Source organism: Samsonia erythrinae, assembly GCF_004342665.1.
GTDB lineage: Bacteria > Pseudomonadota > Gammaproteobacteria > Enterobacterales > Enterobacteriaceae > Samsonia > Samsonia erythrinae.
On record NZ_SMBY01000002.1, the window covers coordinates 39,412 to 53,988 of the forward strand.

At 54.3% G+C, this 14,577-nt stretch carries 17 protein-coding genes; 8 read left to right on the top strand and 9 right to left on the bottom strand.

Features of this window, described 5'->3' with window-relative positions; translation table 11 throughout:
- Positions 1-4 precede the first annotated feature (4 nt).
- Genes lptB through EDC54_RS04615 form a run of 6 tightly spaced genes read right to left on the bottom strand, consistent with a single transcriptional unit; the run spans position 5 to position 4,442 of the window.
- On the bottom strand, positions 5-730 hold the full coding sequence (gene lptB, locus EDC54_RS04590) for an LPS export ABC transporter ATP-binding protein (RefSeq protein ID WP_132453752.1): 726 nt from the start codon (positions 728-730) through the stop codon (positions 5-7).
- 3 nt (positions 731-733) lie between these two features.
- On the bottom strand, positions 734-1,306 hold the full coding sequence (gene lptA, locus EDC54_RS04595; protein WP_132453754.1) for a lipopolysaccharide ABC transporter substrate-binding protein LptA: 573 nt from the start codon (positions 1,304-1,306) through the stop codon (positions 734-736).
- A complete protein-coding gene (gene lptC / locus EDC54_RS04600; protein WP_132453756.1) occupies positions 1,287-1,853 on the bottom strand; it encodes an LPS export ABC transporter periplasmic protein LptC in 567 nt (188 codons plus the stop codon). The genes lptA and lptC overlap by 20 nt, the downstream gene beginning before the upstream one ends.
- Positions 1,850-2,416 (bottom strand): 3-deoxy-manno-octulosonate-8-phosphatase KdsC, encoded by a 567-nt coding sequence (kdsC, locus tag EDC54_RS04605; RefSeq protein WP_132453758.1) that lies wholly within the window; start codon positions 2,414-2,416, stop codon positions 1,850-1,852. Before kdsC ends, lptC begins: the two co-directional genes overlap by 4 nt.
- Positions 2,417-2,436: 20 nt before the next feature.
- Positions 2,437-3,462 (bottom strand): arabinose-5-phosphate isomerase KdsD, encoded by a 1,026-nt coding sequence (gene kdsD / locus EDC54_RS04610; protein ID WP_132453760.1) that lies wholly within the window; start codon positions 3,460-3,462, stop codon positions 2,437-2,439.
- 17 nt (positions 3,463-3,479) lie between these two features.
- On the bottom strand, positions 3,480-4,442 hold the full coding sequence (locus EDC54_RS04615) for a calcium/sodium antiporter (protein WP_132453762.1): 963 nt from the start codon (positions 4,440-4,442) through the stop codon (positions 3,480-3,482).
- Between the two features lie 361 nt (positions 4,443-4,803).
- On the opposite strand from EDC54_RS04615, the gene mlaF reads away from it, so the two are divergent.
- The 7 genes from mlaF to murA all read left to right on the top strand — a co-directional run bounded on the left by mlaF (position 4,804) and on the right by murA (position 9,641).
- Positions 4,804-5,616, top strand: a complete 813-nt coding sequence (gene mlaF, locus EDC54_RS04620; protein ID WP_132453764.1) for a phospholipid ABC transporter ATP-binding protein MlaF — start codon at positions 4,804-4,806, stop codon at positions 5,614-5,616.
- Positions 5,617-5,623: 7 nt separating this feature from the next.
- Entirely contained in the window at positions 5,624-6,406 is a 783-nt protein-coding gene (gene mlaE, locus EDC54_RS04625; RefSeq protein ID WP_132453766.1) for a lipid asymmetry maintenance ABC transporter permease subunit MlaE, read from the top strand.
- Between the two features lie 4 nt (positions 6,407-6,410).
- A complete protein-coding gene (gene mlaD, locus EDC54_RS04630; RefSeq protein ID WP_132453768.1) occupies positions 6,411-6,977 on the top strand; it encodes an outer membrane lipid asymmetry maintenance protein MlaD in 567 nt (188 codons plus the stop codon).
- Between the two features lie 12 nt (positions 6,978-6,989).
- Positions 6,990-7,619 carry a phospholipid-binding protein MlaC gene (mlaC, locus tag EDC54_RS04635; RefSeq protein ID WP_132453770.1) on the top strand — a complete coding sequence of 210 codons (630 nt, stop codon included), beginning with the start codon at positions 6,990-6,992 and terminating at the stop codon, positions 7,617-7,619.
- A gap of 13 nt (positions 7,620-7,632) precedes the next feature.
- The gene (gene mlaB / locus EDC54_RS04640; RefSeq protein WP_132453772.1) at positions 7,633-7,923 is read left to right on the top strand and encodes a lipid asymmetry maintenance protein MlaB; all 291 of its coding nucleotides are present in this window, start codon (positions 7,633-7,635) and stop codon (positions 7,921-7,923) included.
- Positions 7,924-8,046: 123 nt separating this feature from the next.
- Positions 8,047-8,301 (top strand): BolA family iron metabolism protein IbaG, encoded by a 255-nt coding sequence (gene ibaG, locus EDC54_RS04645; RefSeq protein WP_132453774.1) that lies wholly within the window; start codon positions 8,047-8,049, stop codon positions 8,299-8,301.
- A gap of 77 nt (positions 8,302-8,378) precedes the next feature.
- Entirely contained in the window at positions 8,379-9,641 is a 1,263-nt protein-coding gene (gene murA / locus EDC54_RS04650; RefSeq protein ID WP_132453775.1) for a UDP-N-acetylglucosamine 1-carboxyvinyltransferase, read from the top strand.
- Positions 9,642-9,739: 98 nt separating this feature from the next.
- On the opposite strand, the gene degS is transcribed toward murA, so the two are convergent.
- The 3 genes from degS to zapG all read right to left on the bottom strand — a co-directional run bounded on the left by degS (position 9,740) and on the right by zapG (position 13,074).
- Positions 9,740-10,837 carry an outer membrane-stress sensor serine endopeptidase DegS gene (degS, locus tag EDC54_RS04655; protein ID WP_132453777.1) on the bottom strand — a complete coding sequence of 366 codons (1,098 nt, stop codon included), beginning with the start codon at positions 10,835-10,837 and terminating at the stop codon, positions 9,740-9,742.
- Between the two features lie 220 nt (positions 10,838-11,057).
- Entirely contained in the window at positions 11,058-12,428 is a 1,371-nt protein-coding gene (gene degQ, locus EDC54_RS04660) for a serine endoprotease DegQ (protein ID WP_132453779.1), read from the bottom strand.
- Positions 12,429-12,669: 241 nt separating this feature from the next.
- The gene (gene zapG, locus EDC54_RS04665; RefSeq protein ID WP_132453781.1) at positions 12,670-13,074 is read right to left on the bottom strand and encodes a Z-ring associated protein ZapG; all 405 of its coding nucleotides are present in this window, start codon (positions 13,072-13,074) and stop codon (positions 12,670-12,672) included.
- 215 nt (positions 13,075-13,289) lie between these two features.
- Between zapG and zapE the strand changes: the two genes are divergently transcribed.
- A complete protein-coding gene (gene zapE / locus EDC54_RS04670; protein ID WP_132453783.1) occupies positions 13,290-14,438 on the top strand; it encodes a cell division protein ZapE in 1,149 nt (382 codons plus the stop codon).
- Positions 14,439-14,577: the final 139 nt, after the last annotated feature.

A 14,577-nucleotide genomic window follows, 5' to 3' on the forward strand; every position in this document is an offset into this window, starting at 1 on the left:
CCTATCAGAGTCGGAAACCTTCGCCCAGATAGACGCGTTTTACCTGTTCATTGGCCAGAATATCGGCCGGCGAACCGTGGGCGATGAGGTTTCCCTGACTCACGATGTAGGCTCGTTCACACACATCAAGCGTTTCGCGGACGTTATGGTCGGTAATCAACACGCCAAGCCCGCTGTCACGCAGATGCTCAATGATTTTTTTTATATCCAGTACGGAGATAGGATCCACGCCGGCAAACGGCTCGTCCAGCAGGATAAATTTCGGGTTGGCCGCCAGCGCGCGGGCAATTTCCACGCGGCGCCGTTCCCCTCCGGACAGTGATTGTCCCAGACTATCGCGCAAATGGGGAATATGGAATTCATCCATGAGTTCGTTCGCGCGATCTTCCTGTTGCTCCGTCGTGAGATCTTTGCGGATCTGCAATACCGCCATCAGGTTATCATAGACGCTCAGGCGACGGAAAATAGAGGCTTCCTGCGGCAGATAGCCGATGCCGCGCAGCGCGCGTTCGTGCAACGGCAGCAGGCTGATGTCGTCGTCGTCAATCACAATGCGGCCTTCATCCCGCGGGACAATGCCGACGACCATATAGAACGTGGTGGTCTTCCCGGCGCCGTTCGGCCCGAGCAGGCCGACGATCTCACCGGAGTTGACGGTGAGACTGACGTTTTCCACGACTTTACGGCCTTTGTACGCTTTGGCCAGATTTTCTGCGGTTAATGTTGCCATAACTTATTCAGTGATCCGTGGTTGCGATTGTGGAGAACGAGAAGACTGGCCCTTGTTCTCTTTCTCCTGAAGCTGAGAGGGGACTAACACTGTCGTCACGCGTTTTCCTTTTTCGCTGGTCGCTTCCATCTGCTGCTGTTTTACCAGATAGGTGATGCGATCGCCTTTGACGTTGCTGTCTTGCTGCTCCAGATAGGCGTTCCCCGTCAACACCAGAAAGTCTTTCGCCAGCTCGTAGCGGATTTTCTGCGCGTGACCTTTTACGGGCTTACCGTTGTCCTGCATCTGGTAGAAGGTTACGGGGTTGCCGAAGCCTTCCACGACCTCGTTGCCTTGCGCGCCCTGTGGGCGCGTCACGACAACCTTATCGGCTTTCACCTCGATCGTTCCCTGTTTGACCACGACATTGCCGGTGAACGTCACCGTATTGCCTTGCATGTCGAGGGATTGATGCTCCGAGTCAATATGAATCGGCTGGTTACTGTCACCCGTGACGGCAAAGGCGGAAACGCTGGCGGCGAGCAGCGAACTGGCGATCAGGGTTTGACGCATCAGATTATGGGTTTTTGATTTCATAAGAGGTTTTTACCTTTTCGACCAACTCGGCCGTTTTATTGCGCAGATTACCGCGCATTTTCATTCCGCTTGAGGTAAAGCTGGCGCCGTACAGGGTGACTTCATCATCGGACGAGACGTCCTGGGTCACCAGATTTACCTGGGCATTATCCGTTGTGATGCGCTGAAGCTGCGAGTCTTGCGTCAGGCTATTCACCTCTACGTTGCCGTACAGGTAGAGCATCCTGTCTTTTGTCAGTTTGGCGCGGTTGGCGCGCACTGACCAGGTCGCCGTACCCTGCTCATTGAACAGCGTGGCAACGGGCGCGCTAAACCAACTGAGCTGATCGTCGCTGAAATATTCCGCTTTCTCCGAAACCAATTTGTAGCTCAGTTTGCCAGCGGGGCTGTATACCTGAGTGTTGGTTTTTTCGCTGGTATAGACCGGGACGGCGGGCGTGTTGATATCCGGCGTCGTGACCGTATCTTCATCGGTCATATTCCAACCGATGAGAATGAGCACCAGCAGTGCCAGAAAAGCGGTTAGCCAACGCTTGCTTTTACTCATATTGACAACCCTTTGGCATGCTCCAGCTTGTCCTGCGAGAACAAAATCAAATCACACAGCTCACGTACCGCGCCGCGTCCTCCCGCGATGCGGGTGACATAATCGGCGCGCGGCAACAACAGCGGATGGGCATCCGCAACGGCGACGCTCAGCCCGACCTGCGCCATCACCGGCCAGTCGATCAGATCGTCGCCGATATACGCAACCTGATGGGCTGCCAGCGACAGTTTATCCAACAGATCGTTGAAGGCCAAAAGCTTATCCGATTGCCCCTGATAGAGATGGGTAATGCCCAGCGTTTTACACCGATCCTCCAACAGTTTTGCGGAACGCCCGGTAATGATGGCGACATCAATGCCGGATGTCAGCAAACAGCGGATGCCATAGCCATCGCGCACGTTGAAGGCTTTCAGTTCTTCGCCGTGGTTGCCCATGTAAATCAGACCATCGGACATCACGCCGTCAACGTCGCAGATTAACAGGCGAACTTCACGGGCTTTATCCAGCACCTGTTGGTCGACAGGCCCATAGCAGGTATCGGTTTGCGCCCTGACTTCACTCATTCACAATTATCCTTTCTTTTTTAAACCACGCCAGCCCGCAACATATCGTGCATATGGACGATACCGACCAGCCGATCTTCTTCCGCCACCAAGAGCGAAGTGATGTGGCGCGACTGCATCAGGTTAAGCGCGTCCACGGCCAGCGTTTGCGGCGCGACCCGGATACCGCCTGCGGTCATCACATCAGCAATGCGCGCGCTGTTCAAGTCAATATTCATGTCGAAGATGCGGCGCAGATCACCATCGGTGAAAATGCCCTGAATCTTCATATCTGCCTCGCAGATTACCGTCATACCCAGATTTTTGCGCGTAATTTCCACCAACGCATCCCGCAGTGTCGCATCGTGTGGGACATGGGGGATCTCGTCTCCGGTGTGCATGATATCGCTGACGCGCAGTAAAAGTTTGCGGCCCAGTGCGCCGCCGGGATGCGAAAGTGCGAAATCTTCGGCGGTAAAGCCGCGCGCCTGCAACAGCGCTACGGCCAGTGCATCGCCCATGACCAGCGTCGCGGTGGTGCTGCTGGTCGGTGCCAGACCAAGCGGGCAGGCTTCCTGCGGGACATGGACACACAGGTGAATGTCTGCGGCTTTGCCCATCGTACTGTCAGGCGCGCCGGTCATGCAGATCAGGAACACATTCAGGCGTTTCAGAACGGGGATCAGGGAGAGAATCTCATGGGATTCGCCCGAATTGGATATGGCGATGACGATATCGTGCGGCGTTACCATGCCGAGGTCGCCGTGGCTGGCCTCGCCCGGATGCACAAAAAACGCGGGGGTGCCGGTACTGGCGAAGGTGGCGGCCATCTTGCAGCCGATGTGACCGGATTTCCCCATTCCCATCACGACGACTTTGCCCTGACAGTGAAAGATTTTTTGGCAGGCGAGGGTAAAATTGTCGTCAATGTATTGATCTAATTGCGCAAGGCCGTCGCGCTCGATGCTCAGTACCTGTTTACCCGCCTGTTGGAAATCGAAGTCGACATGGGGCGCGCCTTGTTCAGGCTGGTGGTTTAGGTGAGCATGTTGTTCAAACTGTGACATACCAATAATCCTGATTGTTATGAAAAATGGAACAACACCGCGAGGTAGGCGATAAACGCGCAGCATAACAATGCGCCCGCGCCTTGTCCTATACGGCGTTTTTTACTGAGGCACAGTGCGGTTAATAACACGCTGGCTGCCAGCATGACCCAATAGTCGCGCTGGAATACCTGAGGGTCGAGCGACCCCGGCGAGAGCAGGGCGGGGATGCCCAGCACTATCGCGATATTAAACGTGTTCGAACCCACCAGGTTGCCCAGCGCAATATCATCTTCTTTCTTCAAGGTTCCCACGATGGCGGTCGCCAGTTCTGGCAGGCTGGTGCCGATGGCCAACACGGTCAGCCCGATAGTCAGCTCGCTGATGTTAAAGTAGCGCGCAATCACAGTGGCGTTATCCACCACCATGCGGGCCGCCATGGGTAAAATAATCATGCCGAGAATCAGCCATAACACGGCGACCATCTGGTTACTGTCATCCTGCGGCAGTTCCGCTAACTGCTCACGCGCTAATATATCGCCCCCCTGCTGCGCCAGTTGCGCCATGCGGAGTATCAGCACCAGACACAGAATGGCGGAAAAGAGCAACAGCATGCCGTCAGCGCGGCTCAGGTCGCTATCATGCAGTAAAATGCCGCACAATAAAGTGACCGACAGCATGAGCGGGAGTTCCCGGCGTAGCAGGTCTGAATGCACCGTCAGTGGACGGATCAGCGCCGCGCTGCCGAGAATTAACAAGATATTGGCGATATTCGACCCCATGACATTGCCCACAGCCATGTCATTCTGATCGTTTAAGGCGGCGGTGACGGAAACGATCAACTCAGGGAGCGAAGTGCCGAAACCGACAATCGTGATGCCGATGACAAACGGCGGTAAGCCGAGAGAGCGGGCAAGCACTGCTGCGCCATAGACGAGACGATCGGCACCGTAAACCAGCAAAAGTAAACCAATACATAAGAGAAGTGTCGCAAAGAGCATGCAGCGTCCTTTAATAGGATATAATCACTGGCTTGTTGTCGAATGAGTCAGTTTGGGGACAAATTTCGCGCAAAAAGCATTTTTCTGTGATGCGTGTTAATTCTGACGGCGCTTAGCGAAAAAGTAAAACCTGTCACGATAAGTAACATCAGGTAATGGCTTATGACGCCATTTTGGTCAATAACCGACGGTAATTTTTTGTAAAATTCGCACGTTAATGAGAACCAGCCGTTAGGCTGAGGTGAAGTAACTGTTACGTTCGCGTTCGTGTAATACACTGTGTTGGTCACAGTCCGTGTTTTGCGAAAATGCATGTAGCCATCCGGTGTACTGACGTACTGTTTGGTAAGGAATGGAAATAATGAGCCATGAGGTGACGAATCTGGTCGAGGTCCGTGGTCTTAGCTTTCGGCGCGGAGAGCGTGAGATTTTTACGGATATCACGCTGAATGTTCCTAAAGGTAAGATCACTGCGATCATGGGGCCTTCCGGTATTGGTAAAACGACCCTGCTGCGCCTGATAGGTGGGCAGCTACAGCCGGATAGCGGCGAAATCTGGTTTGATGGCGAGAATATTCCGACGCTGTCGCGTCGCAAACTGTACAACGCCCGCAAGAAAATGAGCATGTTGTTTCAGTCCGGGGCGCTATTCACCGATCTGAACGTCTTTGATAATGTCGCCTGGCCGCTGCGTGAACATACAACGTTACCGGAATCTCTGTTGCATAGCATCGTGATGATGACGCTGGAAGCGGTGGGGCTACGCGGTGCGGAAGCCTTAATGCCGGCGGAGCTTTCCGGTGGTATGGCGCGCCGCGCCGCGCTGGCGCGGGCCATTGCGCTTGACCCGCAGTTGATTATGTTTGATGAGCCTTTTGTCGGGCAGGATCCGATCACGCTGGGGACGCTGGTGAAGCTTATCGATGAGTTGAATCATGCGCTGGGCGTGACCTGCATTGTGGTTTCCCACGACGTACCTGAGGTGATGAGCATCGCGGATTATGCGTATATCGTGGCCGATAAACAGGTCGTGGCGGAAGGGACGGCGGACCAACTGAGGGCGAACAACGACCCACGCGTTCGCCAGTTTTTGGATGGTATCGCCGATGGGCCGGTGCCTTTCCGTTTTCCTGCGGGCGACTATAAAACGTCGCTGTTAGGTTCTGGAGGTTAACGCAGTCATGTTATTACGGACGTTGGCGTCGCTGGGGCGTCAGGGGCTTTCCACCAGTGCCGTGTTTGGGCGCGCCGGGCTGATGCTGTTTAATGCGCTGGTGGGGAAGCCTGAATTCAAAAAACAGTGGCCGCTGTTGGTGAAACAGCTCTACAGCGTCGGCGTGCAGTCGCTGCTCATCATCATGGTTTCCGGTTTGTTCATCGGCATGGTGCTGGGTTTGCAGGGGTATATCATTCTGACGACGTACAGCGCCGAGGCCAGCCTGGGTATGATGGTGGCGCTGTCTCTGCTGCGCGAACTCGGCCCGGTGGTGACGGCACTGCTGTTTGCCGGACGCGCGGGCTCGGCGTTGACGGCGGAAATCGGCCTGATGAAGGCGACGGAACAGCTCTCCAGCATGGAGATGATGGCCGTCGACCCGCTGCGCCGCGTTATCGCCCCACGTTTCTGGGCGGGGCTCATCAGCATGCCGCTGCTGGCCGTGATTTTTGTCGCCGTGGGCATTTGGGGCGGCGCGTTGGTCGGCGTGGACTGGAAAGGTATCGACAGCGGGTTCTTCTGGTCTGCCATGCAGGGCGCGGTTGACTGGCGTCAGGATGTCTTGAACTGTGTGATAAAAAGTATCGTATTCGCGATTACCGTCACCTGGATTGCTCTGTTTAATGGTTATGACGCGATCCCGACGTCTGAGGGAATCAGCCGTGCAACGACCCGAACCGTCGTGCACTCGTCGTTAGCCGTATTGGGATTGGATTTTGTGCTGACAGCACTGATGTTTGGGAACTAAGTCGATGCAAACAAAGAAAACTGAAGTCTGGGTTGGCGCGTTTATGTTGATTGCGCTGGCGGCCGTCCTGTTTTTATGCCTGAAAGTGGCCGATCTCAAATCGATCGGCAGCGAGACGACGTACCGTCTGTACGCGACGTTCGACAATATCGGCGGGTTGAAGGCCCGTTCGCCGATTAAAATCGGCGGCGTGGTGATTGGTCGCGTAGCGGATATCTCACTGGATGAGAAAACCTATCTGCCGCGCGTGGCGATGGATATCCAGCAGCGCTACGATCATATTCCTGATACCAGTTCGCTGGCTATTCGCACGTCCGGTTTGCTGGGCGAGCAGTATCTGGCATTGAATATCGGGTTTGAGGATGAGGAAATGGGCACCGCGATCCTCAAAGACGGCGGTGTGATTCAGGACACCAAGTCGGCAATGGTGCTGGAAGACCTCATCGGTCAATTCCTATATAAGAGCGGCAGCAATAGCGAAGATAATGCCGGTCAATCGGGTACTGAACCGGGAACGGCGCCTGCGGCTGCCCCGGAACAGAACGCCCCAACCGTTCCTTCACATCCATAAGAGGATATCTGCATGTTTAAACGTTTACTGATGGTAGCTTTACTGGTGGTGGCGCCATTAGCCAACGCGGTAGATCAAACGAACCCTTATCGTTTGATGAATGAAGCAGCGGAAAAAACTTTTGACCGTTTGAAAAATGAACAGCCGAAAATCAAACAGAACCCAGATTATTTGCGCAATGTGGTACGTGAAGAACTGCTGCCTTACGTTCAGGTGAGATACGCCGGCGCGCTGGTGCTGGGCCGTTACTATAAAGATGCGACGCCTGCGCAGCGTGATGCCTATTTTAAAGCGTTTGAGGCCTATTTGGAGCAGGCTTACGGTCAGGCGCTGGCGCTGTATCACGGTCAGACTTACCAGATCGCGCCGGAGCAGCCGTTGGGTAATGCCGATATTGTCGCTATCCGCGTGACGATTATTGATAACGGGGGCCGTCCTCCGGTGCGTCTGGATTTTCAATGGCGCAAGAACAGCAAAACGGGCAACTGGCAAGCTTATGACATGATTGCCGAGGGCGTCAGCATGATCACCACTAAGCAGAACGAGTGGGCGACAATACTGCGTCAGAAAGGGGTTGATGGCCTGACTCAACAGCTGGAAGCGTCGGCGAAGCAGACCATCACGCTGGATCAGAAAAAATAAGTTGGGTATGAACATGGCGAATGCATTGAACTGGCAGGCGCAAGGTGAAACGCTGGCGTTAACGGGCGATCTGGATCGTGAAACGCTGTTGCCGTTCTGGCAGCAGCGTGAAGCGTTGATCGCGGATAAAACCACGCTGGATGTGTCCGGGTTAAACCGCGTTGATTCGGCCGGTTTGGCCGTGCTGGTGCACGTTTATCAGGCGCAATTGTCGCGTGGTGGAATGACGATCGCGGGAGCCAGCGATCGGCTAAAAACGCTGATAGCGCTCTATAACCTGAATGAAATCATTCCCGTGTCTTAAACGACGGCGCCGATGCCGCGTGGCCCCTTTCGGCGTCGGCGCATTCTTTGTTTAAGATAGCGCCAGATTCATCTAAGATACCCTCCTGTAAATCATCTCCCCCTGACATAGAAATCGAGAGCGATGGAAAATAGTGAAATTAAAGATGTGCTGATGGACGCATTGGCACTGGAAGAAGTCCATGTTTCTGGTGATGGCAGCCATTTTCAGGTCATTGCGGTGGGCGAGCTTTTTGCCGGAATGAGCCGGGTAAAAAAACAGCAGACCGTCTATGCGCCGCTGATGGCGTTCATCGCGGATAATCGTATTCATGCGTTGTCGATCAAAGCCTATACGCCGGAAGAGTGGCAGCGCGATCGTAAACTGAACGGCTTCTAAGGGTTCCTGCGGGCGGCGATCAACCGCCAGAATCAGCGTGACGAAAGATTGAATTGAGACATTGAGATACAAAGACTATGGATAAATTTCGTGTTCAAGGGCCAACCCGCCTGGCGGGGGAAGTCACCATTTCCGGCGCCAAGAATGCCGCATTGCCTATTTTGTTCGCCGCGTTACTCGCAGAAGAACCTGTAGAGATTCAGAACGTACCAAAACTGCGTGACATTGACACCACCATGAAGCTGCTCGATCAACTGGGGGCGCATGTGAGTCGCAATGGTTCCGTGCATGTTGACGCCAGCCGGGTGAACGTATTTTGCGCGCCCTACGATCTGGTGAAAACCATGCGGGCGTCTATCTGGGCGTTGGGGCCGCTGGTGGCACGCTTTGGGCAAGGGCAGGTATCGCTTCCCGGCGGCTGTGCGATTGGCGCGCGCCCGGTGGATTTGCACATTTACGGCCTTGAGCAACTCGGGGCGCAGATCGTTCTGGAAGAAGGCTATGTGAAAGCTACCGTCGATGGCCGCTTAAGAGGCGCGCACATCGTCATGGATAAGGTGAGCGTCGGCGCTACGGTGACGATCATGAGCGCGGCGACGCTGGCGGAAGGCACCACGATTATTGAGAATGCGGCGCGTGAGCCGGAGATTGTCGATACGGCCAATTTCCTCAATACGCTGGGGGCGAAAATCAGCGGCGCGGGCAGCGATAAAATCACCATCGAAGGTGTCACCCGTCTGGGCGGCGGCGTGTATCGCGTCGTGCCTGACCGTATTGAAACCGGGACGTTTCTGGTGGCCGCAGCGGTATCCCGCGGTAAGATCGTCTGTCGTAATACCCGTCCTGATACGCTGGATGCGGTATTGGCGAAGCTGCGTGAAGCCGGCGCGGAGATTGAAACCGGCGAAGACTGGATCAGTCTGGATATGCAAGGTAAGCGTCCGAAAGCCGTTACCGTGCGTACCTCGCCGCACCCGGGGTTCCCGACCGACATGCAAGCACAGTTCAGCCTGCTGAATCTGGTCGCCGAAGGCACCGGCGTGATTACGGAAACCATCTTTGAGAATCGTTTCATGCATGTGCCGGAGCTTATCCGTATGGGCGCACAGGCGGAAATCGAGAGCAATACGGTGATTTGTCACGGCGTTGAAACGCTGTCCGGTGCGCAGGTCATGGCAACCGATTTACGTGCGTCCGCCAGTCTGGTGTTGGCCGGCTGTATCGCGGAAGGCGTAACGCTGGTGGATCGTATTTATCATATCGATCGCGGCTATGACCGCATTGAAGATAAACTGCGTGCTTTAGGGGCGAACATCGAGCGCGTCAAAGCCCCCGATTAAGTCTCTCACACATCTCTCTTCACTAAGCCGCTTAGACCGGGTGTAACCACCCGGTTGTTTATTCACTCCCGGCGATCCCTTCCCTGTTTCCTCAATTGCTATTGGTTAGGAAATTCCTGAATAGTCATTTGTAGCGTGATTTGTTTCTCATCTCGTTCAAGCGTGACTGGAATAACGGTGCCGGGGCGTATTTCCGAAACCTGCTCCATGGTTTCAATAATCGAGCGAGCCGGCTTATTGTTCACGCTAACGATAATATCTTCGATACGAATACCCGCTTTATCCGCCGGGCTGCCCGGATCGATAGTCTGGACGAGAATGCCGGTCAATCTTCCCTGCGCATCGCGGTTGTAGGCGGGGTTACTGGTATCAATGTTTTCTAGCTGGACGCCGTTGACGCCAATATACCCCCTAACGACGCGGCCATCGCGAATGAGTTTGCCCATCACTTTGGTTGCCAGCGCCACGGGGATCGCGAAGCTGATCCCCTCCGGCGTTTCGCCATTATTGCTTTTATCAAAAGACAGGGTATTGATGCCGACCAGCTCGCCGAGCGTGTTGACCAACGCGCCGCCGGAATTACCGCGGTTAATCGACGCATCCGTTTGCAGCAGGTTTTGACGTCCTACCTGACTTCTTTGCTGACCATAGCCGCTAAGGCTGACGCGACCCGTGGCGCTGATGACGCCCTGAGTGACGGTTTGTCCCAGATTATAAGGGTTGCCAATGGCCATCACGACGTCGCCGACGTGCGGAATACGCTCCGGGTTGATAGGAATGACGGGGAGGTTAGTGCCATCGATTTGCAGCACCGCCAGATCGGTCAGGGTGTCGGAACCAATCACTCGCGCCTCGTACAGCCTGCCGTCAGACAGTTCAATCTGGATTTGCTGTACGTTATTGATGACATGTTTATTGGTTAAGATATATCCCTTTTCATTCATAATGACGCCGGAACCCAACGGTTGGATTGCGACTTCGCTACGTTTTTCCGCGTGATTAACCCGATTATAGATATTGACCACCGCAGGCGCCGCGCGGGTGACTCCCTGATGGTAGCTAACGGGGGCACTGTCGCTATTTCCATCACGACCTTTCAGCAACGGTGTGTCGGGCCCGACAAAAGGGAGTACAGCCAGAATAATACCGGCGACAAGGACACCAAATAACGCTGAACGTAATAACTTAGCAAGCATGGTCGTGATTTATGGTGGAAAAAAGGGGATAACATGGAGGATACCATGAATAAGTTCGGACACCGCATGGCCGGCGTCCGATTTTTTATGGCGTGCCATCCTTGTCCGCCACCCTTACGGGCCGTTGCTGATACAACGTTAAAAATTTCTCCCGGAAATTTTTTAACATCGGCGGCGCTCTGGCCGCTCGACGTTGGTTTCAGTTACTGGCGATAGGCGATTAGCGCAACAGCAGGTAAATCGTTTCTTCACCGCGGACAATGTTCAGGGCCAATACTGAAGGTTTCGCTTCCAGCACTTTGCGCAGTTGCGTGATATTTTCAATCCGCTCGCGGTTTACTCCGATGATGATATCGCCTTTTTGCAGACCGATTTGCGCGGCGGGAGAATCTTTGGCGACATTATCAATTTGTACGCCTTTGCTGCCGTCTTTCAACTGGCCGTTGGTCAGCGATGCTCCCTGCAATAACGGTGACAGCGTTTCTGCGCTGGTGGAGGCCGATGCGCTGTTATCCAGCACGACGGACACTTCCTGCTGTTTACCGTCACGCAGCAGGCCGATTTTCACGGTCTTGCCCGGCGCGGTGGTGCCGACTTTCGCTCGCAGTTCTGCAAAGCTGCTGATCGGTTTACCGTCCAGTGTGATCAGCACATCACCAGCCTTGATGCCGGCTTTGGCGGCAGCGGACTTAGGTAAGACTTCACTGACGAAAGCGCCGCGCTGTGCATCGACTTTGAACGCTTTCGCGATCTCGGATGTCATTTCGCTGCCTTTGATACCCAGCAGCCCACGTTTCACCTCGCCAAATTCAACCAGCTGCTGCGCCAGGTTCTGCGCCATGTTGCTGGGAATGGCGAAACCAATGCCGATATTGCCGCCGCCCGGCGCCAGAATCGCGGTGTTGATGCCGATTAGCTCACCTTTGAGGTTAACCAGCGCGCCGCCGGAGTTACCGCGGTTAATGGAGGCATCGGTCTGGATGAAGTTTTCCAGCCCTTCCAGGTTCAGGCCGCTGCGCCCCAGCGCGGAGATAATGCCGGATGTTGCGGTCTGACCGAGGCCGAACGGGTTACCGACGGCCACCGCGAAGTCACCGACGCGCAACTGATCGGAGTCGGCCAGCTTCACGGCAACCAGATTTTTGGCATCATTGAGCTGTAGCAGAGCGATATCGGTTTGCTCGTCGCGGCCAATCAACTTCGCGTTATATTCACGTCCGTCGTTGAGCTGAACGCTGATCTTGTCGGCGTTATTGATAACGTGATTGTTGGTGAGCACATAGCCTTTCGCGGCATCAATAATGACGCCGGAGCCCAGTCCTTCAAACGGACGGCTGCTTTGTTTATCCGTCGGGAAGTTGGGGCCAAAGAAAAATTTGAACTCTTCCGGTACGCGCTGGCGCTGTACCTGTGTACCTTCAACGTGCACGCTGACGACGGCTGGCAAGACTTTTTCCAGCATCGGCGCCAGACTTGGCGTTTGTTGCCCTTGCACCACGGCAGGCAGCGCAGCGTTAGCTGCGGGGAGTGTGGATAAGGTAAAACCTATACTCATTGCCAGTACACTAAATAAGAATGATGTTTTTTTCATTGTTATTAACTCTCATGGCCTGCGGATGAATAACACGATGATATATAAACTTAAAGACACGGTGAAGAGTCAGACTGACGTTCAGCGTGTAAAGTTCACTGATGTTTCGTCAACAGATTGTAACTGCCTGTCTGGCGGATTGCTGAAAATGACGATTGCGGCCTATATCGCATCTAAGTGTAGAACAAGAGGGAAAACGCGAGGCCAGAAAGCCTCACGCTTAGGGAATCGCTGACGGCGATTATTTGCGGGTCGGCGCCTCGCCGCGCAGCAGCCCGGACGCCCCGTCGGAATAATCGCGCGGCGGCATGTTTACCGGAGCCTGATCGTTATCCGCTTCGGATTCGGTCAGGCGATATTTAAATGGGTTATCCTGGCCGGGGATGTTCGGCAGCAGGCTATTGGAGCTTTTTGCCATGTGCTGATACAACTGACGGTAATCGTCCGCCATGTTGTCCAACAGCTCCGCACTGCGGGCGAAGTGTCCAACCAGTTCCTGACGATACCCTTCTAACTCGGTTTTGCTCTTCTCCAGCTCGTTTTGCAATACCTGTTGTTGCCGCAGTTTACGGTTGCCAAAACGCATGGCTACGGCACCAATAATAATACCGACAACTAAACCTATCAGCGCATACTCCCAAGTCATAATCGCTCCTCTTTTGACGTCGTTGTCCCGTCGGGTTTTTCACTTAATAATAGTCACTATAACCGTTAACCTTGTCTGAGTGGAATCCTGATGCACAATGACATCGGAGAATGTTGACTCACCGCAGATATCAAGGTAGTTAACTGCGACGATTGCGGCTGAAATCGTCGGCAACGCACGGTAAAACACGACTAACTTTTTTCTCAGGGATCGCGATGGCTACTTCACCGACAACACGGCAGCAAACAACACCCTTGGCGCTTTACCAGCAGGCGCTTTCCGCCGGTGAATATCAGCCGGATGAGGTGCAGCGGCAAACCGTTGTGCGTCTGGAAGCGATACATCAGGCGCTATGCGAGCGTGCCGCTGTTGATGCCGGTATCTCTGGCCGCATAGGAAAATGGCGTCACTGGCTAGGGCGGCGTGATAAACGCGAGTCTGTGCCGGTTAAAGGGTTGTACATGTGGGGCGGCGTCGGGCGCGGTAAGACCTGGCTGATGGATATGTTTTTTCACAGCCTGCCTGCAGAACGCAAGATGCGCCTGCACTTCCACCGTTTTATGCTGCGCGTGCATGAAGAACTGAATCAGTTACAAGGGCAGGAGAATCCGCTGGAGAAAGTGGCGGACGGTTTCAAGGCGGAAACCGACGTGCTGTGTTTCGATGAATTCTTCGTCTCTGACATTACCGATGCGATGCTGCTGGCTGAACTGCTGCGAGCGTTGTTTGCCCGTGGCATTGCGCTGGTGGCGACATCGAATATTCCGCCGGACGATCTCTACCGCAATGGATTACAACGTGCGCGTTTTCTCCCGGCGATTGCGCTGATTAAGCAGCACTGCGAAGTACGCAATGTTGATGCGGGCATCGATTATCGCCTGCGTACGCTGACACAGGCGCACCTGTATCTTTCGCCGTTGAATGGCGAGACGGAGGCCGCGATGCAGCAGATGTTTACCCGCCTGACCGGGAAACCGTGGCAGACGCCGGGGCCGGTGTTGGAAATCAATCATCGCCCGCTAGCGACACTCGCCGCGAGCGACGGCGTGCTGGCGGTCGATTTCCACACGCTGTGTACTGAAGCGCGCAGCCAGAATGATTACATCGCACTTTCGCGTCTCTATCACACGGTACTGTTGCACAATGTGACGGTAATGGAAACGAAGGAAGAAAACACGGCTCGCCGTTTTCTGGCGCTGGTGGATGAATGCTATGAGCGCCGTATTAAACTGATTATCTCAGCGCAGGCATCCATGTTTGAGATCTATCAGGGAGATCATCTGAAATTTGAATATCAGCGCTGTTTATCCCGTTTACAGGAAATGCAAAGTGAAGAGTACCTGCGTCAGCCGCATTTGGCATAACGCAGGCCGCGGCCTTTCATGATTATTTTCGCGTGAAAAAGGTCGATTTTTAAGAGCGACTTCTCTATAATCCTGCGACCCCACGTTACAACAAAGTTTTTTTCCCAAAAACTTTATCGTGCCGGCAATGGCTATTCGA